This is a genomic window from Phormidium yuhuli AB48, assembly GCF_023983615.1.
Lineage (GTDB): Bacteria > Cyanobacteriota > Cyanobacteriia > Cyanobacteriales > Geitlerinemataceae > Sodalinema > Sodalinema yuhuli.
Genome location: NZ_CP098611.1, coordinates 3,082,005 through 3,108,897, shown reverse-complemented (window position 1 = coordinate 3,108,897; position 26,893 = coordinate 3,082,005). Strand labels below are relative to the sequence as shown.

General features: G+C 52.7%; 19 protein-coding genes and 2 pseudogenes. 4 read left to right on the top strand and 17 right to left on the bottom strand.

The features are described from left to right. Window positions 1–102: 102 nt before the first annotated feature. On the bottom strand, window positions 103–1,038 hold the full coding sequence (locus NEA10_RS13295) for an alpha/beta fold hydrolase (RefSeq protein WP_252661071.1): 936 nt from the start codon (window positions 1,036–1,038) through the stop codon (window positions 103–105). 78 nt (window positions 1,039–1,116) lie between these two features. After that, the gene (locus NEA10_RS13290; protein ID WP_252661068.1) at window positions 1,117–2,199 is read right to left on the bottom strand and encodes a glycosyltransferase family 4 protein; all 1,083 of its coding nucleotides are present in this window, start codon (window positions 2,197–2,199) and stop codon (window positions 1,117–1,119) included. Window positions 2,200–2,364: 165 nt separating this feature from the next. Here NEA10_RS13290 and NEA10_RS20885 point away from each other — a divergent pair, with 165 nt between their 5' ends. Beyond that, on the top strand, window positions 2,365–2,490 hold the full coding sequence (locus tag NEA10_RS20885; protein ID WP_258719040.1) for a hypothetical protein: 126 nt from the start codon (window positions 2,365–2,367) through the stop codon (window positions 2,488–2,490). A 352-nt stretch (window positions 2,491–2,842) separates the two neighbouring features. On the opposite strand, the gene rbfA is transcribed toward NEA10_RS20885, so the two are convergent. The 5 genes from rbfA to NEA10_RS13265 form a co-directional block, all read right to left on the bottom strand. Then, entirely contained in the window at window positions 2,843–3,217 is a 375-nt protein-coding gene (gene rbfA / locus NEA10_RS13285; protein ID WP_252661066.1) for a 30S ribosome-binding factor RbfA, read from the bottom strand. Window positions 3,218–3,391: 174 nt separating this feature from the next. Then, a complete protein-coding gene (locus tag NEA10_RS13280; protein WP_252661064.1) occupies window positions 3,392–3,616 on the bottom strand; it encodes a DUF751 family protein in 225 nt (74 codons plus the stop codon). Between the two features lie 83 nt (window positions 3,617–3,699). Then, window positions 3,700–6,453, bottom strand: coding sequence for a CHAT domain-containing protein (locus tag NEA10_RS13275; RefSeq protein WP_252661062.1), 2,754 nt, complete (start codon window positions 6,451–6,453; stop codon window positions 3,700–3,702). Window positions 6,454–6,489: 36 nt separating this feature from the next. Beyond that, entirely contained in the window at window positions 6,490–10,941 is a 4,452-nt protein-coding gene (locus NEA10_RS13270; RefSeq protein WP_252661059.1) for a two-partner secretion domain-containing protein, read from the bottom strand. A 111-nt stretch (window positions 10,942–11,052) separates the two neighbouring features. Further along, entirely contained in the window at window positions 11,053–12,126 is a 1,074-nt protein-coding gene (locus tag NEA10_RS13265; protein WP_252661057.1) for a tetratricopeptide repeat protein, read from the bottom strand. Window positions 12,127–12,379: 253 nt separating this feature from the next. On the opposite strand from NEA10_RS13265, the gene NEA10_RS13260 reads away from it, so the two are divergent. Then, the gene (locus tag NEA10_RS13260; protein ID WP_445164646.1) at window positions 12,380–13,687 is read left to right on the top strand and encodes a transposase; all 1,308 of its coding nucleotides are present in this window, start codon (window positions 12,380–12,382) and stop codon (window positions 13,685–13,687) included. A 95-nt stretch (window positions 13,688–13,782) separates the two neighbouring features. Here NEA10_RS13260 and NEA10_RS13255 read toward each other — a convergent pair whose 3' ends face one another. Beyond that, window positions 13,783–15,123 carry a tetratricopeptide repeat protein gene (locus NEA10_RS13255; protein WP_252661054.1) on the bottom strand — a complete coding sequence of 447 codons (1,341 nt, stop codon included), beginning with the start codon at window positions 15,121–15,123 and terminating at the stop codon, window positions 13,783–13,785. 97 nt (window positions 15,124–15,220) lie between these two features. Next, on the bottom strand, window positions 15,221–16,030 hold the full coding sequence (locus tag NEA10_RS13250) for an O-linked N-acetylglucosamine transferase, SPINDLY family protein (RefSeq protein WP_309494172.1): 810 nt from the start codon (window positions 16,028–16,030) through the stop codon (window positions 15,221–15,223). A gap of 96 nt (window positions 16,031–16,126) precedes the next feature. Between NEA10_RS13250 and NEA10_RS13245 the strand changes: the two are divergent. After that, window positions 16,127–17,198, top strand: a pseudogene (locus NEA10_RS13245) (IS630 family transposase). Window positions 17,199–17,204: 6 nt separating this feature from the next. Here the strand turns inward: NEA10_RS13245 and NEA10_RS13240 are convergent. From NEA10_RS13240 to NEA10_RS13220, 5 genes and pseudogenes are all read right to left on the bottom strand, one after another. Continuing rightward, the gene (locus NEA10_RS13240; RefSeq protein ID WP_252661052.1) at window positions 17,205–18,221 is read right to left on the bottom strand and encodes an O-linked N-acetylglucosamine transferase family protein; all 1,017 of its coding nucleotides are present in this window, start codon (window positions 18,219–18,221) and stop codon (window positions 17,205–17,207) included. A gap of 19 nt (window positions 18,222–18,240) precedes the next feature. Further along, window positions 18,241–19,320, bottom strand: a pseudogene (locus tag NEA10_RS13235) (O-linked N-acetylglucosamine transferase, SPINDLY family protein); the annotation flags it as partial. A gap of 171 nt (window positions 19,321–19,491) precedes the next feature. Continuing rightward, window positions 19,492–20,010, bottom strand: a complete 519-nt coding sequence (locus NEA10_RS13230) for a type IV pilin-like G/H family protein (RefSeq protein ID WP_309494170.1) — start codon at window positions 20,008–20,010, stop codon at window positions 19,492–19,494. Between the two features lie 138 nt (window positions 20,011–20,148). After that, complete coding sequence (locus NEA10_RS13225; RefSeq protein WP_252661050.1) at window positions 20,149–21,477, bottom strand: methyltransferase domain-containing protein; 1,329 nt, start codon at window positions 21,475–21,477, stop codon at window positions 20,149–20,151. A 49-nt stretch (window positions 21,478–21,526) separates the two neighbouring features. Continuing rightward, a complete protein-coding gene (locus tag NEA10_RS13220; RefSeq protein ID WP_252661048.1) occupies window positions 21,527–22,318 on the bottom strand; it encodes a M15 family metallopeptidase in 792 nt (263 codons plus the stop codon). Between the two features lie 142 nt (window positions 22,319–22,460). Here NEA10_RS13220 and NEA10_RS13215 point away from each other — a divergent pair, with 142 nt between their 5' ends. Then, window positions 22,461–23,366: a phosphodiester glycosidase family protein gene (locus NEA10_RS13215; RefSeq protein WP_252661046.1), complete on the top strand. Its 906-nt coding sequence runs from the start codon at window positions 22,461–22,463 to the stop codon at window positions 23,364–23,366. Here NEA10_RS13215 and NEA10_RS13210 read toward each other — a convergent pair. From NEA10_RS13210 to NEA10_RS13200, 3 genes are all read right to left on the bottom strand, one after another. Beyond that, the gene (locus NEA10_RS13210) at window positions 23,290–24,372 is read right to left on the bottom strand and encodes an ABC transporter ATP-binding protein (RefSeq protein ID WP_252661044.1); all 1,083 of its coding nucleotides are present in this window, start codon (window positions 24,370–24,372) and stop codon (window positions 23,290–23,292) included. The genes NEA10_RS13215 and NEA10_RS13210 overlap by 77 nt on opposite strands. Window positions 24,373–24,726: 354 nt before the next feature. Next, window positions 24,727–25,806, bottom strand: a complete 1,080-nt coding sequence (gene fba, locus NEA10_RS13205) for a class II fructose-bisphosphate aldolase (protein WP_252661042.1) — start codon at window positions 25,804–25,806, stop codon at window positions 24,727–24,729. 334 nt (window positions 25,807–26,140) lie between these two features. After that, window positions 26,141–26,890 (bottom strand): DUF561 domain-containing protein, encoded by a 750-nt coding sequence (locus NEA10_RS13200; RefSeq protein WP_252661035.1) that lies wholly within the window; start codon window positions 26,888–26,890, stop codon window positions 26,141–26,143. Between the last annotated feature and the right edge of the window lie 3 nt (window positions 26,891–26,893).

The following is a 26,893-nucleotide window of genomic DNA, read 5'->3' as shown; positions in this document are numbered from 1 at the left end:
CTAGGCAAATTTCTGGGTAACGTCGGTTAAATGTTGACTTGGGGGGGGTTTCATGACGTCCCAGCCTCTAGGATATCTCGTTCACTAGCTTGTGGCAGGTTTTCAAGGATTTACGGGTTTTTCAAGCTGCTGGCATAGCCAGTCTTGCACGAGCGGGTTAACCTCCTCGGGGGCTTCATCTTGGGGACAATGACCGACGTTGGGCAGGGAGATAAAGGCATCCACCGCTGGATACTCGGCGAGTTTCCGTCCGAGTTCCAGGGGTTCCCAGGGGTCCTCCTCTCCCCAGATAATGAGAGTGGGGCAGGGTAGGGACTCTAGAAGTTCCTCGGGAAGTGGCCCCTGGGAATAGCGGGTAAAGGCGATAAACACATCACTGGCTCGGCGATCGCGCGCTGGCTGTAACAACAACTCCACTAATTCCTCACTCACCGCCTCCTGCCGTCGATAGGCCTGCAAGAGAATCTTCCGTACCGTCTTGGGGGTAGCTAATTGGGCAAAGAAAAAGTCCCCCAGGGGTTTGATGGCTAAGAGATTTTGCAACATGGGGGCGCTGATTTGCTTAATCCAAGCTTGACTGGCCCGACGTTTGTCATGCAGCAGTCGCAGGGAACAGTTGAGTTGCACCACCCCTCGCACCCAGTCGGGATGAGAGACGGCCGTTTGCATGGCCACAACACAGCCAATGGAGTTACCGATGAGAAAGGCCGGTTCCCCAACCACCTCACGACAGAAATCTGCCAGCAAATCCCCCCAAGTCTCAAAGGTATAGTCAATGACTAAGCCGGGGGTGGGTTTATGGGATTGACCAAATCCCAATAAGTCTAAGGCATAGACTTGGGCAAATTGAGACCAGTCGGGAATATTTTTGCGCCAATGGCCCATGGAGGCCCCAAACCCATGGACTAAGACCATTGCTGGCCCGGACTGGCCCTGGTGGCGATAACAAATACGAAATCCTCGCCAGTTCCAAAACTTAGGTTCAGTGGCAGCTGGGGCGTTGGACTCGTCAGCGACAGATCGGGATACTGAGGCCATGACTTAGGAATCGGCGGATACTTTACATTTCTTCATAGTAGCGCCTTTTTGAGTTAGGGCCGTTCGGGAATCTCTGAACTAGGCCGCAGCCAAGGGGGGAGTGGGAACGGGACGACGGTGTTGCCGCCAGCGTTGATGCAACAGGTTTCGATACGCCGCCTCGTATTTCTCCACCATGCTGCTGATGCTAAAACTACGAACGACTAAATCCCGACTATGTTGTCGCTTGAGACCTTTGACCCGAGGGACCGCGGCGACCATCTCATCGATGCTGTTGCAGATAAAGCCGGTGGTTCCCTGGGCGATGATTTCCGGAACCGCCCCCCGATTCCCAGCAATGACCGGTGTTCCGGTCCCCATGGATTCAAGGGCCACCCAGTCGAAGGGTTCGTCCCGGGTGATGGGAAGCAGGGTCGCGCTGGCATATCCTAAGAGATTCAGCTTGTCCTTGTGGCTGAGTTCTCCATGATATTGGATTTGGTCGCCATCGATATGGGGGGCAATTTGGGTTTCAATGTAACGGCGGTCAACGGCGTCAATCTTGCCCGCCAGTTTTAGGGTCCAGCCGGTTCGCTTGGCAATCTCGATGGCTTGGTGGGGCCCGTTGTCTGGGGAAAGACGACCCAGGAAGGCGAGATAGGGGGGGTCGTTGGCGGGTTTTTTTATGAAGGGATAGTCGGCGACGGCAATACCGTTATGGATGGTTCGCAGGATATTGAGTTCGGGAACTCGCTGCTGCTGGGCATCGCTAATGCTGATGTAGGTCTGGTGACGATATTGCCGGAAGAGGTCTGGGTTTTCTAGGGTGAACCCATTATGCAGGGTGTGAACCACAGGTGTGGTCAGCATTTCGGCGTAGGGTAAGGCGGAATGGCCCGTGTGGAAGTGGATGATGTCAAAGTCCTTGGCCCGGTCGAGAACTCGTTGGTATTGCAGACTCTCATCCCGGCCCGGTTCGCTGACGTTGGGGTTGAGTTGCTGGGCCTCGGGACTGATAGAGTCTAAGTCGGCTAGGGTTTGGGAGTCTCCGCAGGCAAAGAGGGTGACTTGATGACCTCGGCGACAGAGTTCGTCCGTTAGATGACCGACCAGCCGTTCAATTTCTCTCGATTCGGGAGGCAGGACTTGTTCCCATAAGGGCGAAACTTGGGCAATTCTCATGGCTATCTCCTCGCGTCGTGATGATTTAGATGCGATTTGGTGGGCGATCGCGCCACAGGCGAAATCGCGGCAAGGTTCCGCACAACTTGGCGGACATTGACCGGTTGGGTTTGATGAAGTCAGAAGAATTGATGATGGGTTCGTTAACTGAAGTGACCCACTGGCATGGTGATTGCCTCCTGGAATGTGTTAGGCGATCGCCCCAGTCGGGAGGATTCCAGAAGCCGCTTCCTAGACGACTCTCTGGAAAATTGGGCGATATCTACAGGACCCCGTTTTGACACTCGTTGATTATCACTGGGTCTTCCCCAGCCTGTCCAGTCGAGTTAACCGAACCTCTCCTCAAATCCGGCATTCCTTGCCCTGACTTACTTTGGAGAATTTGTAACATTTATTACCAGAAAATTTCCCGATTTTTCTTGACAAGCCTGCTCAGGGTTGCTATTATCATATTAATTCAGGTTTAATCCTTTAAATTATCGAATTTGATGGTTTAGATGGATAGGCTTGCGCCGGCCCGGTGCGGCCGGCGTCGAGCCAAACATCTGGGCTGCGCATTTTTAGAAAATGTCCCTAATTTACGTACAGAAATCATGAAGAGAGAACTCGGAACATGATGTTGTCCCGAGTTGGTGAAGGGGGTTTAGGGAGTGTCCTCGTCGGCGGAGGAGCGAGTGATACGATTGAGTAAATCGAGAGTGCGATCGCCCCGTTCGAGGGAGCGGTCTTCAACGAACTGGACTTCAGGAGTGCGCCGCAACCGCACCCGAGATCCGAGTTCCCGTCGGACATAACCGGTGGCGGAGGCCAATCCCTCCATGGTTTCGGCTCGGGCCTCATCAGTCCCATAGATACTGACGAAGATTTTAGCGTGTTGCAAATCTCCCGAGACATTAACATCCGTAATGCTGACCATGCCAGCCCCGACGCGATCGTCTTTAATGCCATGTAGCAACAAATCACTGACTTCCCGTTTAATCAGGGAAGCCACGCGGGAGGTGCGACGGTTAGTAGCCATACTCTTTGCTCTCTTGCGATGCGATGAGCGCCAGACAAGGCGCTCCTATCCCCAGTTTAAACCGAATTCAGACCGTTGAGATGCCCCAGAGGTCAGGACTGACGTTGATGAAGCGTTATCCGTGGGGTGATTGCTGCTCATAATCGCGGGTTTCCCTAGGAGTTGTCAGCGGAGTTAAAACTGAACCGTCGAAATTCCCAGCATCGCCTCAAGGGTGAAGTACATAAACATGAAGAGAGCAACCATAAAGGTAAGGACTAAGCCCAAAAACAGGGGTCGTTCCTTGGCCAGGGGCTTCACCCAGTCATAAATGACATAAAACGTGCCAAAAATGAAGGTAATCAGATAGCGAGGATAGCGAGAGACATTCAACCAGAAATTTTCGTTACCAGTAGCCATGAGATATTACAGAGGATAAGCGGTTAGAGTTATTGTAGCGACTGCTGGGCCAGGGAGACCAGAGCCGTTAAGGTCGAACCGGGTCACAACCAATTTCCGACCAGGGTATAGGGCGCCCAGAAAAAGGGATGAGCAAAGCGTTCCGAGTCAATGAGGGTATTTTGGGCGCGACGCAGGGCTTCACTGCGGGTGAGGCTGGGATCTGAGAGTTCCTGATAGAATTGGGTCATCATGGCGCGGGTGGCTTCGTCGCTGACGGGCCAAAGTGTGGCAATGGTACTACGAGCGCCCGCACGGAAGGCGACACCGGCTAATCCTAAAGCGGCGCGATCGTCCCCCGCTGCGGTTTGACAGGCGCTGAGAACTAATAACTCGATCGCCCCTCCACTGACATCTTGGATTTGCAACAAATCTTGCAGTTCGTTGACGTTGATGCGGTAGTTGTGGTCTACCTCAGAGGGCCAAGTTAGGATGAAGGTCTGCTCGCTGCTGGAGCTAAATTGACCGTGGGTAGCGAGATGGATGATGGAATAGTGATCACGCTGTAATTTTTCTTGAACGTTGGCTTTGGTATAGTCCTGATTCAATAACACCTGACTGTTGGGGATGCGATCGCGAATCGCCTCAACTTCGATGACCACCTCTGGTAGAGGGGGGAAATCCTGAGTCACTTCTTCAGATAATCCCGCAATCAGGGCTGTCATAGCACCTCGTTCCAAGGGTTTGGGATCGATGAGTTGTAAGCCGGGACTGAGGGCGAGGCTGTACTTTTCTACGATATAGCCATCGCCGTCATGGAGAATGGACATGGGCAGATTCCGTAACGGCCCGTCTAAGACAAAAGCGAGGGTGTTGATGTTGCTGTCAGCGAGGTCAGTTTGAATGGGTTCAAGTAACCAACTATAGAGCTTTTGAGACAGAGGGAGTAAAGTGGTGGTTCTAAATCGTCGGCGCTGGATTGGGTCGTCAACTAAGGCTCTGTGAATTTGGTTGACAGTTGTTGTTAATTCGGTTCTTGTGACGGTGGTACTGTAGTGCTTTAAGCCTTGATTTGGAAGTCGAACAATGACATCAAGACGTTGTTGTTCGGGAGAATCAGCGTCTAAGAGAATTGTATAGATTAAAGCTGTTTTAGAGTCGATTTCGTCTAAGGCGACAGGAGTGACATCTAAACAGGCTTGCTTAAAAAAGTCATCTAATTCGGCAACCTGCAAAGATTCAATGAGGTCTCTAACTTTTTCCAAGTTGGCTTGACGATAGCTTGATAGACGGCTTGATTTTGTGTTATAATCTCCGTTTAAATCAATATCACTCTGGTCAGTATCAGTCGATAAAAGCAGTGCCATCAGTTGGCGATAAACCGGTTCAACGCCGTCTTGAAACGAGAACTGAACCGCCGTATTGACAAGGGCGAGATCTTGGCGCATGGCTTGCAGAGACTTGACGGCTTCCTCATAGAAGGCGATCGCCTTCTGAGAATTGCCACGAGCCTTAAGAATCCGTCCTAGCTGCCACTCCCAGCGATAGGCGACATCGTCAGCATTGGGGAGTTGTCGGGCCAAGTCTAACGCCTGTTTCGTCACCCGTTCTGCCTCATCCCACTGTTGCGCGAGTTCATAGAGATGGCCCAAATCCCCCAGGGTATAGGACTGAACCCGTCGATCGCCCAACGCCATCGCCCGTTGATGAATCTCGGCCAGGGTGTGGGCCAGGGTGTGGTGGTTAACGATCTCGCCATCTGTTGGCTCCGCGAGGGCGATCGCATTGCGGACTAATTTCAACTGAGCAAACAAACCACTACGACCGCCTGACAGCGATTCCCGGTGAGTCTCCAGATAGGCTTGAATCTCAGGTAACAACTCTCGCGCTGCCCGTATCTGTTGGTTTTCAAGCAACAAACTCAAGCGGTCAGTCTGAGCTTGCATCCATTCCAGAGGAGACTCAGCCCCCGCTGCTGCCTGCTGGTAATAGTCTAAAGCCGCTTGTCGTGCGGCGGGAGTGTGGCGCAATCGCACTGTGTTAGCTAACCCCAACCAGGCTGCAATCATATCTGGCTGAGACTCGAGGCTTTCAGCAATCGCTAAACTCTCCCTCAACGCCGTTTCCGCCTCATCGAGTTGGCCGAGCGATCGCAGGGCATTGCCCAACTGGTACAAACTCACCACGTTTAGCCGTGAAGGGGGGCGTTCAGCCAACTGTGCCTTTACCGCCTCCAGGGTTCCCTGAGCGCGACGATAATAGCCCAAAGACCGAAGCGCCTGGGCCTGGTTGATACGAGTTTGCAGCACGTGGCCATCTTCCCCGAGTTGCTGATAGCGCCTCTGGGCCTGTTCCCAGATCTCAAGGGCCGCCTCAGGCTGTCCGCGATCGAGGAGTAGTCCCGCTTCAGTATTGAGGACTTGAGCCAACACGCGCGATCGCCGTTCATCGACATCAGAGCCACTGAGATCCTCACTCTCCAATAGATCTCGACTTCGAGAGATAGCGTTAAAGGCTTCATCAAGGCGATCAAGCTGTTGTAGAGCCAGAGCTTGATTACTCAATACCATGGCGCGTGCGATCGCATCTCCCTGACGAACAAACCCTTGTTCCGCCGCTTCCCAAGCCCTTAACGCTGCTTGAAACTGTCCCTGGCTGTAATATTGGCGACCTTGGCGCAGTAACCCATGAGGGTCATCCCCGAGAGTCTGCTGCGTCATCCGCTGCGTCATCATCGCCGGTTGAGAGCCATTTAGAGTTGCTAACCCAGTCATCGCCGCTGTGGGCCGACTGCTGAGCGCAAGGGTTAGCCAGAAGACAGTGGCAGCGAGAGCCAGGAATTGGAAAAGCTGTTTCATCACCGATCACCATAGAACTAGAATCACTCAGAATCATTAATCGTCGCCGCAGTTTCTCAGGAGTTGCCAGAGATCAGAGCGCCTCGCCTCAGCCATCAGCAAAAGCACTGCCCCGTCAGACTGACGCACCCACCCCGTTGCTTCTAGCAGAGGGGCCGAGGAGCGATCAGCCGGACCGCCCGAATCAGACGCGCCCTCAGGGGCTGAGACATCTAACTCCGGTCCTAAATCCGGCAAAACTCGGATGCGATCGAGTAAATCCACCGGGCTGGGGGGCAACCCTCCCCGTCCCGTCACTGTAAAACTGCTGACATTTTGCGGTGAACATCCCGTCCCCAACAAACTGGACACATCCACCGGAGTTTGTGTCAAATCCGTCAATCCTGATGTCGGATCGACATCAGGTGAAATAATGGCAACAACACCACTAAACTCCTGTCCGAGTTCCGACGTAGCCGTAATATCGCTTCTAGGAGTTAACTCATTGCGAAATTGAGTGCCGAAAATCCCTTCAGTCGTAATCTGAACTCGTCCACCAAAACTATTGACGGCGTTGGCCGTAATATCGCTATTTTCCCCAGCCACTAGAAACGTCGTATTCAGAATAATATTTCCACCGGGAAAATCTCCTTGAGCATTAGTTTGGATACCACTGCCTCGTCGTAGAATCGTCAAGAAGGCACCATCGAGCTGGACATTCCCCCCTTGTCCCAAGGTATTCGCGAAAATCAGTGACCCCTCATCGAGTTGAATCAACTCCCCTCGCACAAGAACATTACCTGCTGTGAATTCATTCGGAGTCACCGAACTGGCGTTAGTCGAAGACAACTGCGCTCCATCGAACAAGTCCACTTGATTAGCCGAAACCACAACGCTACCCGCATTGCCCCGCCCAGTACTCTCAACATTGCTCGATACTCTACTGGCAGAGAAGACCACCCGCTCAGTAGCGTCTACAGTCACAGTCCCCGCATTTCCTTCACTTGAAGTGTCTGACAGCAGGAACGCCCCTTGACTGACTTCTACGGTTTGACCGGTAACGCTGATGTTACCGGCATTTCCCTGACCCTCTGTACTCGAAGAGAGGTAAGATTCCTCTCGCACTTGCACTGAATCGCCGCTAATACTGACGTTGCCAGCATTTCCTTCACTTAAAGTTTCTGAAGAGAGGAAAGATTGCCCTAGCACTTGCACTGAATCGCCGCTGATACTGATGTTGCCGGCATTTCCTTCACTTAAAGTGTCTGAAGAGAGGAAAGATTGCCCTAGCACTTGCACTGAGTCGCCGCTGATACTGATGTTGCCAGCATTTCCTTCACTTAAAGTGTTTGACAGCAGGAACGCCCCTTGGCTGACTTCTACGGTTTGACCGGTAACGCTGATGTTACCGGCATTTCCCTGACCCTCTGTACTCGAAGAGAGGAAAGATTCCCCTCGCACTTGCACTGAATCGCCGCTGATACTGATGTTGCCAGCATTTCCTTCACTGAAAGTGTCTGACTCCAGGAACACCCCTTGGCTGACTTCTACGGTTTGACCGGTAACACTGATGTTACCGGCATTTCCCTGACCCTCTGTACTCGAAGAAAGGAAAGATTCCCCTCGCACTTGCACTGAATCGCCGCTGATACTGATGTTGCCGGCATTTCCTTCGCTGAAAGTTGCTGAAGAGAGGTAAGATTCCTCTCGCACTTGCACTGAATCGCCGCTGATACTGACGTTGCCGGCATTTCCTTCGCTTGAAGTTTCTGAACGCAGGAACGCCCCTTGGCTGACTTCTACGGTTTGACCGGTAACACTGATGTTACCGGCATTTCCCTGACCCTCTGTACTCGAAGAGAGGTAAGATTCCTCTCGCACTTGCACTGAATCGCCGCTGATACTGATGTTGCCAGCATTTCCTTCACTGAAAGTGTCTGACTCCAGGAACACCCCTTGGCTGACTTCTACGGTTTGACCGGTAACACTGATGTTACCGGCATTTCCCTGACCCTCTGTACTCGAAGAAAGGAAAGATTCCCCTCGCACTTGCACTGAATCGCCGCTGATACTGATGTTGCCGGCATTTCCTTCGCTGAAAGTTGCTGAAGAGAGGTAAGATTCCTCTCGCACTTGCACTGAATCGCCGCTGATACTGACGTTGCCGGCATTTCCTTCGCTTGAAGTTTCTGAACGCAGGAACGCCCCTTGGCTGACTTCTACGGTTTGACCGGTAACACTGATGTTACCGGCATTTCCCTGACCCTCTGTACTCGAAGAGAGGTAAGATTCCTCTCGCACTTGCACTGAATCGCCGCTGATACTGATGTTGCCAGCATTTCCTTCACTGAAAGTGTCTGACTCCAGGAACACCCCTTGGCTGACTTCTACGGTTTGACCGGTAACACTGATGTTACCGGCATTTCCCTGACCCTCTGTACTCGAAGAAAGGAAAGATTCCCCTCGCACTTGCACTGAATCGCCGCTGATACTGATGTTGCCGGCATTTCCTTCGCTGAAAGTTGCTGAAGAGAGGTAAGATTCCTCTCGCACTTGCACTGAATCGCCGCTGATACTGACGTTGCCGGCATTTCCTTCGCTTGAAGTTTCTGAACGCAGGAACGCCCCTTGGCTGACTTCTACGGTTTGACCGGTAACACTGATGTTACCGGCATTTCCCTGACCCTCTGTACTCGAAGAGAGGTAAGATTCCTCTCGCACTTGCACTGAATCGCCGCTGATACTGATGTTGCCAGCATTTCCTTCACTGAAAGTGTCTGACTCCAGGAACACCCCTTGGCTGACTTCTACGGTTTGACCGGTAACACTGATGTTACCGGCATTTCCCTGACCCTCTGTACTCGAAGAAAGGAAAGATTCCCCTCGCACTTGCACTGAATCGCCGCTGATACTGATGTTGCCGGCATTTCCTTCGCTGAAAGTTGCTGAAGAGAGGTAAGATTCCTCTCGCACTTGCACTGAATCGCCGCTGATACTGACGTTGCCGGCATTTCCTTCGCTTGAAGTTTCTGAACGCAGGAACGCCCCTTGGCTGACTTCTACGGTTTGACCGGTAACACTGATGTTACCGGCATTTCCCTGACCCTCTGTACTCGAAGAGAGGTAAGATTCCTCTCGCACTTGCACTGAATCGCCGCTGATACTGATGTTGCCAGCATTTCCTTCACTGAAAGTGTCTGACTCCAGGAACACCCCTTGGCTGACTTCTACGGTTTGACCGGTAACACTGATGTTACCGGCATTTCCCTGACCCTCTGTACTCGAAGAGAGGTAAGATTCCTCTCGCACTTGCACTGAATTGCCGCTGATACTGATGTTGCCAGCATTTCCTTCACTGAAAGTGTCTGACAGCAGGAACGCCCCTTGGCTGACTTCTACGGTTTGACCGGTAACACTGATGTTACCGGCATTTCCCTGACCCTCTGTACTCGAAGAGAGGAAAGATTCCCCTCGCACTTGCACTGAATCGCCGCTGATACTGATGTTGCCAGCATTTCCCAGGGAATTCTCGGGAACTGAATTGGTGATGAAGCTATCAGACAGGGTCAGTTGTCCGGTGGCGTTGAGTTCGATATGTCCTGAGTCTGCGTTGACAACTCCCAATCCTTCGGCAATGCCAGCTTCTATAAAACTGCTGCTGCTGATGTTAATGTCGGAGCCATCGATCGCAATCTCACCGCCAATCCTGTCAACAACCCTAATGCCGGCATCGTTGCTGAGGGCAATTGACGCTCGCGCCAGGTTATCAGGAAAGTCCCATCCGCTCAGACGCCAGGTAGCCTCTGACGGATCAGACGACAAGGCGATGTTTCCCGTCTCGCTGACTCCTCCCAGGGCGACTCGTCCTCCAGGGGCTTCTAGTACCGCTTCATCAAGGGCGATCGCCCCCCCAAGCAAAGCCAGAGTTGCCCGTTCTGGAACCTCCAGAACAGTCCCAGTTATCTCAATTCCCCCCGGACTGTTGCCAAATTGCACACCAACGGGAACGCCGACAGTCAAGAGGGGAGGCGCTTCTGGGCTGGCGGCGCTAAAGTTACTGCCATTGTGAAACACCAGGCTATCGGCGGTACTGGCAAAAAACGACCCATTGACATTTAGACTCGCGTTTGGCCCGAAGATAATGCCGTTGGGATTGAGGAAAAATAGATTTGCCGCACCGGTGACACCCAGCTCTCCATCGATGTTAGATAGATTGTTCCCAGTCACTCGTGAGAGAATGTTCTGGATATTGACTGGGTTTTCGAAATAGATGGCTTGGTCACTATTGACGTTAAAGTCTTGAAAACTGTGGAAGAGGTTGGAGTCGCGTATGGCCCCACCTTCAATCAGGGTGAGTCCACCGTCTTCGGGCGTGACGATTGAGGCCTCATTGCCCAAGGTATTATCCGGTATGATTTGCGCCAGCCATGGCTCATCCGATGTCTGGGAGAGGCTCTTAGTCGTCAGGTAAATCTTGGCTTCCGATGCAGCGTAAACGGGGGCACTCATCAGGGTCGTGGTTAGAATAACGAACCCGAGTTGAAGCCAGCCCCCAGATTGAAACACGGTCATTAATAATATATATCCCCTTTTGTCTGGGTAGAGTTGAGCGGTTAAGGACTAGGTCAAATCGTCAATTCGAGCTTGTATTTCTTGGATGCGTTCTGTATCGTCGAGGTGTTCGTAACCGCTTTGGGCTTGCATGAGCAGGTCGATCGCCACCTGGGGCTGCTCCAACAGGGCTTTGACTTCTGCTAAACCGGAGCGAGAATCCGCTAATCCTTGAATGTCCTCGTTGCTGGTAGCGATCGCGATCGCCCGTTCATATCGCTGTTTAGCCAACAAGTTCAAGCCGATATAACGATAGATATCTCCTAAAACCTGATAGAACTCGAGGGTTTCAGTCCCTGACGTTACAAATGGCTCTAAAGTCGCGATCGCCTCGGCGAGTAAATCCTCTCGAATATAGATATCAGCAATAGCTAGGGCTTCAGTTTCTTCAGGAAACCCTTGTTGCCGAATCTCAGCAACATCGGCAGCAACCAGTTCTAAATCCTCGGGGTACAATAGCTCAAAGCTGGCGGTCTCCGACCCCACATCGAGCTGGGAAGAGGCGCCAGTATCGGCTTCAACGATGACACGATAGGTGACTCCTGGCGTCAAAGCGGGAGTTCCGGGATATGGCACCTGAGTCCCACTCACCTCAGTTTCCCAGGTCACATCAGAGCCAATCACTCGCACGGTATAGCGGCTGGCCCCAGCCACCGGATTCCAACGCAGCATCGGTTGAGGGTCTGAAATTACGGTGCGGCGCGGCGTGATGATGTAGGGAAGATTCGGATCAATACCGCCGAGAGTATTATCGCTTTGACGCCCCACCCTCAAGCTGAAGCCACCATCAGGGGGACAACCCCAAACTACACCCCGCTCAATGTTGGAGTTCATCGTCCAGGTGGTTCTCAAATCTGAGCAGCGGATGCGGACTTGAGCGCCCCCTCCTGTTCGCACGAGATCGCCCATGTTCAAGCGCATCCCACCACGGGCGGACTGATACTGGGATTGTCCGGCACGTCTGATTTGAACCGAACCGTTCACATCAACCAGTAAGAACTCTGAAGCCTCTGCGGGGGTGGGCGTTGAAAGCCCCAATGCAAGTAGAGTCGAGGCAAAGGTCAGCGATTCGTACCACTTCATGGGCGTTTTGTCAACTATATAGTAAAAATGAGTAAAAACTTGAGACTCGGCAGCGCCCCCTCTGCATCGGTCGCGAGCGCGACCATCTCCGTTATAACCGATAGACAACAAATGTCAATCTTAACGATTGAATTGACTCGTTAGCTGGAGTTGGGACTCTGGGCAGCAATTCTCATTTTGGCAAAAACCTGTTCAAGTCCCCGGCATCCCTGTATCGTAATGACATCTAAGAAACCCAGGAGGGCCAGAGCCGTTGAAAAAGCCAGGTTGCTTTGAGACTGTAGTGGGTTCTTTCCGCCAGTGCTTGTCATCGCTACCGGACAAGCGCCGGGGTAAAAATCGCCGCTATGGAATGGAGGATGCCGCTTTAAGCGCATTTAGTGTATTTTTTACTCAAACTCCGTCGTTTCTGGCTTATCAACGTCTGATGGAGGGTAGTAAAGGCAAGAGCAATGCCCAAAGTCTGTTTGGAGTTCATCGGATTCCCACCGACAACCACATCCGGGATTTATTAGATGCTGTGTCCCCAGAGCACCTGTTCCCGGTGTTTGAGGAGATCCTACAAGTCTTGGAAGCCCAGGGGCAGTTAGAAAGCTTCCGTTGCCTAGGGGACAGTCTATTAGTCGCATTGGATGGCACGGAATACTTCAGTTCCGACAAAATTCACTGTCCCCACTGCTCAACGCGCACCCAGAAGTCAGGAAAAACCCATTACTTTCATAGTGTTGTCACCCCAGTCATCGTCTGTCCAGGACAGAATCATGTGATTCCCTTAGTCCCTGAATTTATCGTGCCCCAAGATGGTCATGATAAGCAAGACTGTGAGAATGCCGCTGCCAAACGCTGGCTATCGCGGCAAGAACAATGCTTGAGGGCTTTGAACGTCACGGTTTTAGGGGATGACCTCTATTGCCACCAACCGTTGTGTCAGCAGTTTCTAGAGCAGCAACTTAACTTCATCGTCGTCTGTCGCCCCGAGTCTCATACTACCCTCTATGAACACCTAGAGGGTATCGAACTCCCGACCCTCACGACCAAGAAGCGGACTGGTAAAGTCGAGAAAACCTATACCTACCGCTATCTCAACGGAGTGCCCCTCAAAGATAGCGATGAGGCCCTGTTGGTCAACTGGTGCGAACTTACTGTCACCACCGCTGATGGCAAGGTAACCTATCACAACTCCTTTGCCACGAGTTATCCTCTCAGCGATGAGAATGTAGCCGAGGTGGTTCGGGCCGGACGCACCCGCTGGAAAGTTGAGAATGAGAACAACAACACTCTCAAGACCAAGGGTTACCATCTAGAACATAACTTTGGGCATGGTAAGCAGCATCTTTCCTCCTTGCTGGCGACCCTCAACATCCTCTCGCTACTCTTCCATACTCTGCTTGAGTTGCTCGATGACAAGTACCAGTTGCTACGAGCGCACTTACCTACCCGTCAAACCTTCTTTAATGATTTGCGGGCGTTGACCCGTTACCTGTACTTCGACAGTTGGGACCACCTTCTGACCTTTATGCTTGAGGGTCTCGAGTTAGACATCCCACCCGATAGCAGTTGAATTTCCAAAATGAGAATTGCTGGACTCTGGGGGCGATCGCCATCAAAAGATAGCCGATCCCTCACGAACAAAGGTTTGAGAATTCCGGTAAGATCTCAGCGATCTGGAGGGGGTCCCTGATCAGGAACAGCGGACGGTTCAGCCTCCTCAAACTCAGCTTGAAACAGCCGCTGGCGGGCCATCTCCAGCCAATTATCCTCTTCGGGATTAAGTCCCCGAGCCAAGGCATAACACTGTTGCCATCGCTCTAAAACCTCCGCTGGATCTTCATTTTGGGCTTCCAAGGCTTGGGCTAACAAGCAGTGGGAGGCCCCGTCATAGGGGTTAATCTCCAGCGCTTGTCTGAGTTCACTCTGAGCATCAAGGGGTCGGCCTTGCATCAACCGCGCCCAGCCAAGATTCTTTAACAAGGCAGATTCAAGAGCGGGAAGACTCGCCGACGAACAGAATTGGATTTCGACCATGTCGCGATTTTCCAGTTTTAACTGTCCCTGTCTCAACAAGGTCGCCGCTCCAGTGTAATCTCTAGGCCGGACAATATAGAGACGGCCTAAATTGTTATAGGCTTCAATACAGTCTCCGAGCAACGCCACTCGATATTCAGCTTTCGCTTGCTCAAATTCGAGTAAGTCTTCATAAAGATTGCCTAAGCGGAAATGTGCTTCCATATTGTTAGGATCGAGTTCCAAGGCTCGTTGGAACTGAGCTAAGGCTATGGTGGTTTGAAACTGCCGTTGAGCTGCGATGCCTCGTCGGACGTAAAAGCGGGCAATGTTGGGTAAATAGGATTGGAATCCCAATAATCCCAGAAAGACGGTCAGGGCCAGCGTTAATTTGGCTTCATGCCATAAATACTTGGGCAGATTGAACGCTGTCAGCCATCGCTCAATGACCTCTTGGCCCACTTGACTCAGGGGGGCACCAGCGGCAAACAGGGCAATGAGGCCCTGTGAGATAGTAGCAAAAGCACCAAGCGCGTCAGGACCTGCCGCCAAGAAGCGAGAGGAAATGGCAGCAACGAGGGCAAAATTTGAGGCCAGGATGGGAACCGTCAACAGTTCCCAGAGCCAATTGAAGGTATCCCAGGGGTGAATCTCCTTGTCGGGCTGAACATACCACCACCAGGCTGATTCGGGGGGGTCGATTAGGTCACGAAATTTATCTAAGGGAAGGGTTTTGGCAATGAGTCCCCCCTGTTGACTGAGGCGTTCATCGAGGGAAATAAGCCGAAGAACCGCCTGGGTTGAAGGGGAATGCTCTCGGGTGACTTGGCTTTGAATTTTGTCCCGTAGCAGTAAAATCTGCAGGCAGGCCTCGGAAGAGGGCGATCGCTCTGTGTCCTCACCGTCTTCAAGCTCTTGTAGGATTCCCTCGTATTCCGCCAAGGCTCGCTCCAAGGCGCCACTAAAGTCGTCCTCAAATTCTAACGTACTCATCTCCGACTTAAATGGAAACTATTATCCCGTCCACTCTAACCACATAACACCGGAGTGGCGAGAGCTTCATGCAGGACGAATTGCAGTCTACGTAACGTTAGGGTGAGTTTCGGGAGACCATCTCGGCGAAGCTAGCTTCCATCTCACGGGCAAATTGCTGAGGATTCCAGAGGGGGGAGGTGTGGCGAGACTGACGTAAACGCCAGGCGATGTCCTCGCGCAAAGGGCGATCGCCCCCCAAACGCACTCCCCAATCCACATACTCCGCCTCATTCCGGGCAATTCCCTCAGAAATTCCCGCCTGTTGCAGAAACTCATAACTATGGCGGCTGGCGAACTGTTCCCCCCACTGGGTTACTACAGGAATCCCCATCCAAAGTGTTTCTAGGGTTGTAGTAGCCCCATTGTAGGGAAAGGTATCCAACACCACATCCGCCAAACTGAGATTGGCCCGGTGACTAGCTTCCGTGAGATCATCGGGGAGAAAACGCAGTTGCTGGGGGTTCACTCCTTCAGCTTCGGCGAGTTCGGTAAAAAAGGTTTCTAGGGAATGGCGATCGCTGTAGAGGCCCTTAATCAGAAAATAGCTATTGGGAACTTGCTTCAGAATCCGCAGTTGCGATCGCCCATTCTCAGGATGACGTTTCGCCCCCGTCTGGGAACTCAGATACACCACCGCATCTGGGGGAATTCCCAAATCCTCCCGTCGTTGTGTGGGAACCCCAACCTCAAACCCTTCCACGGCGATAAAACTCCCCGGTAGACGCTGAATCCGATGAGAATAATCCTCTTGGGCCGAATCCGGGAGAAGGCGATCGCTCACCAAGAAATAGTCAATCGCCGGTAGGCCCGAGGCGTCAAATCCCAACCACGTCGCCTGAACCGGGGCCGGTTTCAGGGCCAACACCGCCGTCGCTTTCGAGGAGGTGATATCAAGTCCGGCTAATCGCCTATGGTATATAATCCGTGTGGTGGCAGACTAAGGATAAAAGGATAAACGAGCATGGGACGGCGACTTAACCTAGAAGCTCATTTGAGCACCGAAGAACTAGAAAAGCGTTACCGAGCCGCAAAGAGTGGGATTGAGCGGGGTCATTATCAGCTAATCTGGCTGCTGCAACTGGGTAAGACGACGGCTGAGGTCTCAGAGGTGACCGGCTATAGCCGAACTTGGATTTATGAAGTAGTCAGGAGCTATAACCATCAGGGGCCAGAGTCCCTGGGAGACCAGCGGCGACACAATCAGGGCCATGGTCACCTGATTCTCGACGATGAGACTCAATCCTTATTGTGCCAAGCCCTGCAGCAAGACCCTCCCGAGGGTGGATTCTGGAATGGACGCAAGGTGGCCGACTGGCTCAGCGACCGCTTAGACCGTCCGGTTCACCGCCAACGGGGCTGGGAGATTCTCAAGCAGATGGAGTTCTCCCTGAAAGTCCCTCGTCAAGAGCATCAACAGTCCGCCACTGAAGAGGAGCAGCGGCAGTGGGAAAAAAAAGCTGCACCAGCAACTCGCGGCAATCCGACGCGACCATCCCGATGCCGACGTTCAGCTATGGGCCATGGACGAACATCGCCTAGGGCTTCATCCCATCAGGCGTCGCCGCTGGGTCAATAAATGGCATGAGTCGCCCAAAGCTCAGGTTCGCATTCGCTATGAGTGGTTTTGGCTCTATGGGTTTGTCCATCCCCACAGCGGCGAGACCTATTGGTGGCTGCTGCCTCGGGTCAATATCGAGCTGTTTAATCGAGCCTTAGCTGATTTTGCCCAGCACTTTGACATTGGACCCGAACGACAAGTCGTGCTGGTTTTAGACCAAGCCGGGTGGCATGTCTCAAAAGAGGTGGTCTTACCCGAAGGCTTACACCTAGCCTTTCTGCCCTCTTACTCCCCCGAGATGCAACCGGCAGAACGACTCTGGCCAATTGTCAACGAAGCCGTAGCCAACCGAGTGTTTGAGACCTTAGAGGACCTACTCGACCAGGTAGAGCGACGCTGTGTCCAACTGCTAAACCAGCGCGATTTCATCTCGGGGTTGACCCAGTTTCACTGGTGGGAGGCATACCAATGCTAAGTATGGCTAATTAACCGGACTTGATATGAGACTATCGAGATCAATCAGTAAATCTAACCCATCCTGGCGAATCAACTGGGCAATTTGGGGAATCTGGAGTTGAGAACAGTCACGAAAATGGCTCACCGACTCAGCAATCTCCTGTTGAATCGCATCTCCCGTCTGTCGCAAGGAATACGCAAACACCTGCAACTGGGGATGATGGGCCTTCAGCAGCCAACGCACCAGATAGCCGACGGAGTTACGGCGAAAGGAAGCCGAGAGATAGCCAATTCGCCGCAACTGTCCCGATGGCGGCGGCGGTTCCGTGAATCCGAACTGTTCGCGAACCTTCCCTTGTAGAAATCCCGATACCTGAGAACGCAGACGATGCAATTTTTGAGGATTATCCTCCAAATAGGGCAGAAAGGAGGTGACAGCGAACCCTTGAATGATATCGGGGAGTTCCAGGGGGGGCTGTTCCTGAACCAGTTGTTCCAGTAGCCTTTCCAAGGACTGATGAACCCCTCGCGCCCGCTCAAAGCCTCCCCCCGAGGTCAATAGACAGCGTAGCAGCAGATAATGAGCGGCAATTTTTTTGGGGATATCCGGGGCGCGATCGCAAAATATCCGAGCATAATCAACGCCCCGTTCATAGTCTCCCTGTTGCTGATAGAGATTAATCAGGCCCACTAAGACGGGGATATTTCCCGGTTGTAGCTGCTGCCAAAGGCGGGCGATCGCAATTAGACTCTGATTAGGACGTTGTCTCTTTTGCAAGTCCGCCGCCGCCAACTGAAAAAATTGACGCCGCAGCGGCGATTGAGGGGGCGCTGTCTCCACCGTGGTTTGAATCAACTCACTCACCCCCTCCTGAGCAAAATCCAGGGCCCAGAGAGCGGTTAATAGCTGTGACCTTTCATCATCACAAGCTTTATTTTTTTGCAAGTATTCGACATAATTCTTAAACACATCAGCATCAACCTGTCCGGCTTCTGCCAACTCAATCACGGGCCGTAGTGACACCCCTCGCTCCTGACTCACGGACTTCAACTCCCAATACTTAACGATTGACGATAGACTGATACATCTGTTCCACCTCTCGGGTGAACTGACGTGCATTCCAGAGGGGGGCGGTGCGTCGATTGCGCAACAGTTGAGCCGAGACTTGGCGACGTAAAGTCACATCTTGGCCCAAACGCACCCCCCAGTCGAGATAATCCTCATCAGTTAAAGCAATCCCGGCCTCAACTCCAGCATGGTTGAGGAGCGTATAGCCTTGACGACTCGCGAATTGTTCCCCCACCCGAGACACCACCGGAATCCCGGCCCAGAGGGCTTCTAACGTGGTGGTGGTTCCATTGTAGGGGTAGGTATCGAGAACCACATCGGCCAGAGCGAGATTAGCGCGGTGAATTTCCTCTGATGGGGTAATGGGAAGAAAGCGGAGGCGTTCTCCGTCCACGCCTTCCGCCTCAGCCAAGGCCTCAAACTGCTGCTGGAGGGAGGTGGCATCACTATACACCCCTTTGATTAAGAGATAGCCGTTGGGAACCTGAGCTAAAATCCGCAGTTGGCGGCGGGTATCCTGGGGATTGCGTTTATAGCCAGTTTGGGAACAGAAATAGACCACCGCATCGGCGGGAATGTTGAGGTGATTGCGTCTTAAACTGGGAATCCCCATCTCAAAGCCATCCACGGCAATATAACTGTGGGGTAAGCGCCAGAGTTTTTCAGAATACTGTTGCTCAGCCCCTTCTGGCAAGACATAGGAATCCACCAAAAAATAGTCGACCGCCGGTAACCCCGGTGCATCACAGCCGAGCCAGGAGACTTGAATGGGGGCGGGTTTCAGGGTCAGGGTGGAACAGCCGGCATTGGAGGTGATACTGTCGAGGTCTACCAGAATATCAATGTTACCCCGGTGAATCCTCTCAGCCGCCTCTAACCCGGAATAGGGGAGGGGGTGAAACTGAAGTGTTGTATCCTGGGCAAACTGCTGTTGTAGGCGATCGCCCGTTTGAGAGAGGGAATAGAGGTGAATCTCAAACTGTTGGCGATCGTGATAGTGCAAGAGCCAGCGAACCAGCCAGCCGACCGAATGCTGGCGGAAACATTCCGAGAGATAGCCAATTTTCAGTTTATCTCCAGACCCCCTGGGAGACTGGCGAGAGCGAACAAGTGACCCCTAAGCCAACCTTCGCTGGCTGTACAAGACAGACAAAAGGGGTCAAGTCACCGAAGTAACTCAACCCCTTGAGGAATAATCGAAAAGAATAATCGAACTCATCAAGCTAGATCACTAGCCCAAGCCCTATTTCATCGGTTCAGCACCACCAGGGCAGTCAACGGTTCCTTCAGCATTAACACCGGTCGGAGCAGGAGCGTTTCCAGAAGGTTCTTCCGTCTGACAAGCACCTGCCGCAGTCTGACCACCATCAGTCACAAAGACTCCACCGGCATAGGCGAGGAGAACATCAGGATCTTCAGGGGTAGCCGTGACAACGGTTTTAGACGAACTATCGGGTTCGATTTTGTACTCGTAGTTATCAGTCTTCTCAGGCAGACCAATTTTGAGCTCATCAAAGTCCTGTGCAAAATCACCATTTTCCAGACGGTGGGCTTGTTGCTGACGCATCACCGCACCCACAGCGTTTTTCGCTTCAGACTGTCTGGCTTTTGCCGCTTGGTTCAGGAACGAGGGCAGAGCGATGGCTGCCAAAATACCGATAATGATAATAACGACCAGAAGTTCAATTAGGGTAAAACCTTCGTCTTTTCCTTTACGGTTGCTCAGGTGTTGGATGAACTTAGTTTGAAATGCAGTTTTCATGGTTGCTTCTCCTTCAGGCTTGGGGTGAATACTTTTTCCCGCTTCTGGATATAACATACCCAGGTCTGACAGGTTTCATATCACCTCCAGCAAATTTTTTTTTGAAACAGATCCTGAAACTCTCTAAGCCTTATCCGGCTAGGGTTCTAACGACAGAAAAACAAACGAGAGAGATTCTAGACTTTGTAGCAGACCCCGAACAGCGGCAAAGGCTTCGTCGTCCGAGGTGGTCTCACCGGTTACCGGGTTCCGGGGACGAAGGTCATGGAAGAAGCCCATGAGCGTGGAAAAAGGCTGAGAGCCATAGAACAACGGCAGTAGACAAGCGGCTGTTGTACTATCAATCATGACCTTTCCGACTCCAGGGATGGGTAGCTGTTGACTGATATTAAAGGCTTGATAGTGCTGCACAGAGGTTTCGAGGCGACTCCGGGTTGAGTCAGTCCGTAAGAGGGGATGGAGGTGAACTTGGGCCCTGTGCCAGTGTTCGGTGTCCCATTCTACCGGTGGGAGCCATTCCCCGCCCCCATCAGGATGTCCTACCCAAAAGTCTAGGAGACGGTGAATGGGGTTGAGGAGTTCATAGAGATGGAGTCGTTCTTCAATGGAGGTGGCCGGTAAACTCATTCCCAGGAACGCCGGCAACTTGTCCTCCTCGACAAACAGGTCAAAAGGATTCCACTGCCGCCAGTTGAACATACTAATAAATTCTAAGTCGGTCTTCTCAAGCAGCTCAAATAGATCCGGGATGGTGTAACCGCGATCTTCTCGTAACAAGTAGTTGGCTAAGAGTCCCTCGGGGTTATCTTTAATACGGGAGTTCCAAACCTTCTTTTTGAGATCAACCGAGTCTCGCAGAGCCTCCATGGTCTCTTGAGAGAGTTCCATCGCCATCTCATCGCTGACATCATCCTCCATCAGCCCCATCATCTTAAAGAGCTTCTGAGCTCGGAAGAAGTACACCCGTTGGAAGGCACTGTGGAGGTTGCCGCGAAGTATTCCCTGAGGCTTAAGAACCGATTTGAGGGCCCGCAGTCCTCCTTCTGGGTCTGGGAGTAAGTACAGTACCTCATCACAGTTGATGTAATCAAACTCCATCCCCAGACTGGCGATGTCTTCGATGGCCATCGCCTCAAACTGAACGTTCTCAACGCCGTGATACTCCAGACGAGTTCGGGCTAACTTCACGGACTCCTCAGAAAAGTCAATGCCGACAATCTTGGCGCCGGGATTGGCGTAGGCTAGAGCCAATGCCTTATAGCCACTACCACATCCAGCATCTAAAATCAGCTTATCCTTCGGGTCAATGACCTGTTGGTTGCGGTGATAGTAAGCACTGGCAAAATGGTGTCTGTAAAGATAGCTGGGACTATCTTTTGGGGTTTGGTCGAGGGCTTGTCGAGGATAGGGAGACCGTTCAAATTGCTGCCTTACAGCTTCTAAATGTTTTTTTTCTTGCTCATTCATGGCTCATTTTGTTAGTCAATAAAAGAGTGTTTCAACAATCTAAAAGTATCTAATCAAATTCCTCTAATTCCCCATCCTCGAACAGTTCTCTGGCTTTATAGAAGGTTTCTAAGCTATGACGATCGCCCACAAACCGCCAATGCCAGGGTTCATACATAATGTTTTGAGGATTATCACGAGGAAAGGATAACTCAAAACTAAAATAGGCAGCATTCTCTCGTAACCACTTAAAGGCCGCCGTATTCTCAAAATCAGGGGAGAGATTCGTCGCCGGAACATCGGCATCGCCAATATCAATCGCATAGCCGGTATGATGTTCACTATAGCCGGGAGGAGCGCTCACGGCGGCCCGTTGACTGGGCACTTGTCCCCGTTGGGCTTTAATCTCAAAAAAGAGATATTCCTGGTCTTCCACGGAACGAAAGCCGGATAGGGGCATCAACCACACCCCATCGGCTCGGGCCGCCGCTTCCATCTCTAAATAGGCCTCCGCCGCCGCGGCTCGCAGTTGGATGGTATTGTCAGACACAATCGGTCGCAAGTCCTCGGGGGGAGCCTCCTCATAGGGAAAATGCCCCAAGAGATTGGGATTTTCGGCGGACGTTCCGTCTGTGGCTGGGGTCATCTCCTCCGGGGAAGTGGACGTTGACTCAGCTAAGCGGGGACCCTGGCCCTGATTCTGCCAGAGATACCAGCCTAGTCCTCCCAGGGCGACGCTGGCGGTGAGGGCGAAGATTAGGAAGAGAATCGGCATCCCCGTCGTCGCTGTAGAGGTGGTTGGGGTCCCCGAGGGGCGTTCAAGGGGGCGATCGCGTAATGCTTCGGGAATATCATCAACCATGGTGGAGGGAGGGGACTGAGACGATGGGCCAGGCCGCGTTGCGTGTTTCAAAACAACTCTCCTACAATCGAGAGATTCAGAACCTGAGAGGATAACCCCAAGGGGCGATACCTCTCACCACAGTAAAACAAAGAGACGCCAATTGACAGCTTTCATCGCCCTCACCCTCGCCGGAACCCTATTCGCCACGGTTCCCCTGTCCAGCGATCCCCCCTACAAGTTTAAGGTAGTCCGCCGGGAGCCGGGACTGCGGCTGTATGGCAATGGGGTCGATTGGGTTCAGGAACTGGACTTAAGTACTGGGGTATCCCTACAACTGTTTTACCCCCGTCATGTGCAAGATTGGGGGGAGGGAGCGGACGACTTGGGCAACGTTCCTCAATATGATACCGGCGTGAGTGTCTCCATTGACCCCCAACCCATCGAAGTCCATTGGCAGGATTTACAAGAACGTTGGGGCGATCGCGCCTTTTCCGTCACCAATGGTCAGTTTTTCGGCTCCCAGCCCCTACAATTGGCCTTCCCCCTCAAGGCCGATGGAATTATCTACAGTGGCGGTTATGCGGGATTAGGGGAATATCCGGGAGAAAAGAAAATGCTGATCATTCAAGGCCAGCAGGCCCAAATTCTCCCCTTCCCCGAAGTCGGTTATCCTGAGAATCCCTTGTTCTCCGAGATTCCCAATCTCCTCGTTGGCTTAGACGAATGGGCCGACAAAGGGATTAAACGGGCCGTTGGGCGTACCTTTGTCGGCGTGGGCGATCGCAATCAAGACGGAACCTCAGAAATTCTCTGGATTTTCAACTCCCCCGCCGCCACCCAACTGCGAGCGGCCCGGGTACTACGGGCCTTGGGCGCTCAAGGGGTGATGATGTTAGATGGGGGAGGTTCGACACAATTAGTCGTCCAGGGAGTCGAACGCCTGCGATCGCGCGATCGCACTCCCCGAGCCATCCCTCACAGTCTAGGGGTTATTTTGCCGCCGCCGTCAACTCCCGCTGAGCCGGCGGAAACACCCGGGCCGCCTCCTGAGGAATCTCCACCTTAACCCGTGCCCCAATCGTTAACCCCAGCACCTCATGACTGCGAGCGTGAACACAGCGGCCCGAGGGCATTTGCAGACAATAGCGATGTTCCCGGCCCAAGAACTGGCGATCTCGCACCTGAACCTCGCCCGACTCATCCGGCTGCACCCGGACATCTTCCTCGCGAATCATCACATCGCCAACTTCGCCAGAGAGTTCCCCCGCCGCCGCCACCGAAAAACGACCCAATTCCGTTTCCCACTCACTCCCGGAACGGCGGGCCTGCAAGAAATTAGCCTGAGTGACAAACTCCGCGACAAACCGCGAAGCCGGTTCACGATAAATGGCTTCGGGGCTATCCATCTGTTCCAAACGTCCCTGACGCATCACCCCCACCACATCTGAGATGGACATGGCCTCTTCACAATCATGGGTAACAAACACTGCCGTCATCCCGGTTTTCTTGAGAATGGCACGAATCTCATGACGCAAATAGAGGCGCACCCGCACATCCAAATTACTCAGGGGTTCATCCAGCAACATCAACACCGGCCGAGGGGCCAGGGCCCGGGCCAACGCCACCCGTTGCCGTTGTCCCCCAGATAGTTGATGAGGATAGCGATTCTGGAGTCCATCGAGTTCCACCAAACTCAGGGCCTCCGCCACCCGCTGTTTAATCTCCCCTCCCTTCAGTTGCCGCTTCTTTAAGCCAAAGGCAATGTTATCCGCCACCGTCAGATGGGGAAATAGGGCATATTCCTGAAATACCATGCCCAGATTGCGCTTTTCCGGGGGAATCCAGCGTCCCCGGCCGGCGATCGCCCGGTTCTCTAAGATAATCTGACCGTCATTGGGTCGCTCAAAGCCTGCAATCAAGCGTAATAGAGTCGTTTTACCGCAGCCGGAGGGGCCCAACAGGGAGAGAATCTGTCCCTTGGGTAAGGACAAATTGACCGTATCCACCGCTGGAACAGCCGTTTGCGGATAATGCTTAGTCAAACCATCAAGCTGGAGAATGGTGTCAGTCATAGGGGGGCGATCGCAGGAACGACGAGAGGTTGAGGAGGACAAAACTAGAAATGATTATGATTAACATCATGAGTGATTCAGGTCTCCAGACTGCCAGCTCCCGCTTCAGATGACCAACTCAGTCTCCCAAGATTCCTAGAGCCAACATCTCTAAGTCCCCGAATCGTTCAAGATAATCTAGCCTTGCTTATTGAGACTTTATACTATTTACAGAGTCAACCTGTCAAGCCTGTTCCCTGTTCCCTGTTCCCTGTTCCCTTCTTCAAGCCTCCACAACAAAAAAGGGTAGCACCATGGTACTACCCTTCAATCATTTAGTTAGGGATGACGGCTAAACCCTCAATCCCATTGAGACTACGCAGAAACCGTAGACTTGGTTTTAGCAGCCAGTTCGCCGCTGGCATACTTGGCCGCAAACTCATCCAGAGGAATTTGCTTGATTTTAGTCGCATTACCTGCCGTACCAAAGGCATCATAGCGTTTGGCACAGACTTGCTTCATGTACTTGATAGAGGGTTTCATGAAGTGGCGGGGATCGAAGTTAGCGGGATCCTTGGCAGCGGCTTCGCGAATGGCGGCGGTGATGGCCAGGCGGTTGTCGGTGTCGATGTTGACTTTACGAACACCGCTCTTGATACCTTTTTGAATTTCTTCGAGAGGCACACCGTAGGTTTCGGGGATAGCACCACCGTACTGGTTAATCATATCCAGCCATTCCTGAGGAACGGAGGAGGAACCGTGCATCACCAAGTGGGTGTTGGGGAGACGGCTGTGAATTTCTTCAATGCGGCTGATGGCCAAGATTTCACCCGTGGGTTTGCGGGTAAACTTGTAAGCACCGTGGCTGGTACCGATGGCAACGGCCAGGGCATCAACCTGAGTGCGCTCAACGAACTCAACCGCCTCATCGGGATCGGTGAGAAGTTGCTCACGAGTCAAGACACCTTCAGCGCCGTGGCCATCTTCCTTATCACCTTTACCGGTTTCCAAGGAACCGAGGCAACCGAGTTCACCCTCAACACTGACGCCGACGGCGTGAGCCACGTCAACCACCGTTTTGGTGACATTGACGTTGTACTCAAAGCTAGCAGGGGTTTTGGCATCCTCTTCCAAGGAACCATCCATCATGACGCTGGTAAAGCCGTTACGGATTGCCGAGTAGCAGGTGGCGGGGCCATTACCATGGTCTTGGTGCATGACAACGGGGATGTGGGGGTAGGTTTCCACCGCAGCCATCACCAGGTGACGGAGGAAGTTCTCGCCAGCATACTGACGGGCGCCACGGGAAGCCTGAAGAATCACGGGGCTGTTGGTTTCATCCGCAGCCTGCATGATAGCCAGGATCTGCTCCATATTATTGACGTTGTATGCGGGGATGCCGTAACCGTTCTCCGCTGCGTGGTCGAGCAGCAGACGCATGGGGACTAATGCCATAAAAGTTCTCCTTTTTCCTGTTAAATTTTGCTTTTTGTAGCTAGCTTCTCGTGAACTAGCCCATCGGATACAATAATCTTAAGATATATTTCACACTTTGGCGATCTATTTTGATGGCTCAATCCGGTCAAATCTCCAGATGGGCGATCGCCCCGGACCTCCCTCAAAGCGGGCAATCCCCCAGCAAGGGGGCGATCGCGCCTCATAATAATGAACAATAACGCGGATAAAAAATTTTAATAAGCCTCAGGAAAAGCTGATAGATTGGACTTTTCCTGAGTGTTTGCCCAAGCTGAGGTTCAATCATGAACCGTCGGGGGTCTCTTAAGGAACCCTAGACGCGGACATTGGCGCGGTGCAGACTCTGAAGGGCCTCAACTAAGCCCCGCACTGTAGCAATGGCTTCAATCTCACTGTCGAGGCGGTTCACAGCAGACCCAACCCCAACCCCAGCGGCCCCAGCGGCGATGGCCAGAGGTGCGGTGACATTGGAGATTCCCGACGCACAGAGAACCGGAACCGAGACGGCCCGAGAAATTTCAGCGGCGGCGGCCAGGGTGGGGGCGGCTTTCTCAATCAGGCCCAGAGTTCCCCCATGACGGGGTTGGCTACTGGTTCCCCCTTCCGTTTGGATTAAATCTGCCCCAGCGTCCACTAAAGCTTCCGCCAGATGGACTTGTTCATCCAGGGCCAGAATATGAGGAACGGTCACTGAGAGGGTGATCTCAGGGAGAAGGGCGCGGGTGGCCCGAGTCAGTTCCAAGACTTCGGGGGCTTCAAAACGACGGCCTTGGGCGTAGAAGGCGTCGAAGTTACCAATTTCAATCAAATCCGCCCCAGCGGCGACGGGTTCGAGGAAGTCCTCCGCCGCCACCGCCGAGACACAGATGGGTAAGTCAGTGAGGGATTTGGCTAAACGCACCAACTCCGCATCCGCTGCAATATCCAGGAACGTCGCCCCTCCGAGATGGGCCGCTTTCACGGTTCGGGCCACGGACTGGCGATCAAAGTTGGTCAGTCCAGCAATAATTTTCAGGGCTTGGCCGCGATGAAAACTCTCTTGGAGACGTGCAAGCATGGTCATGGA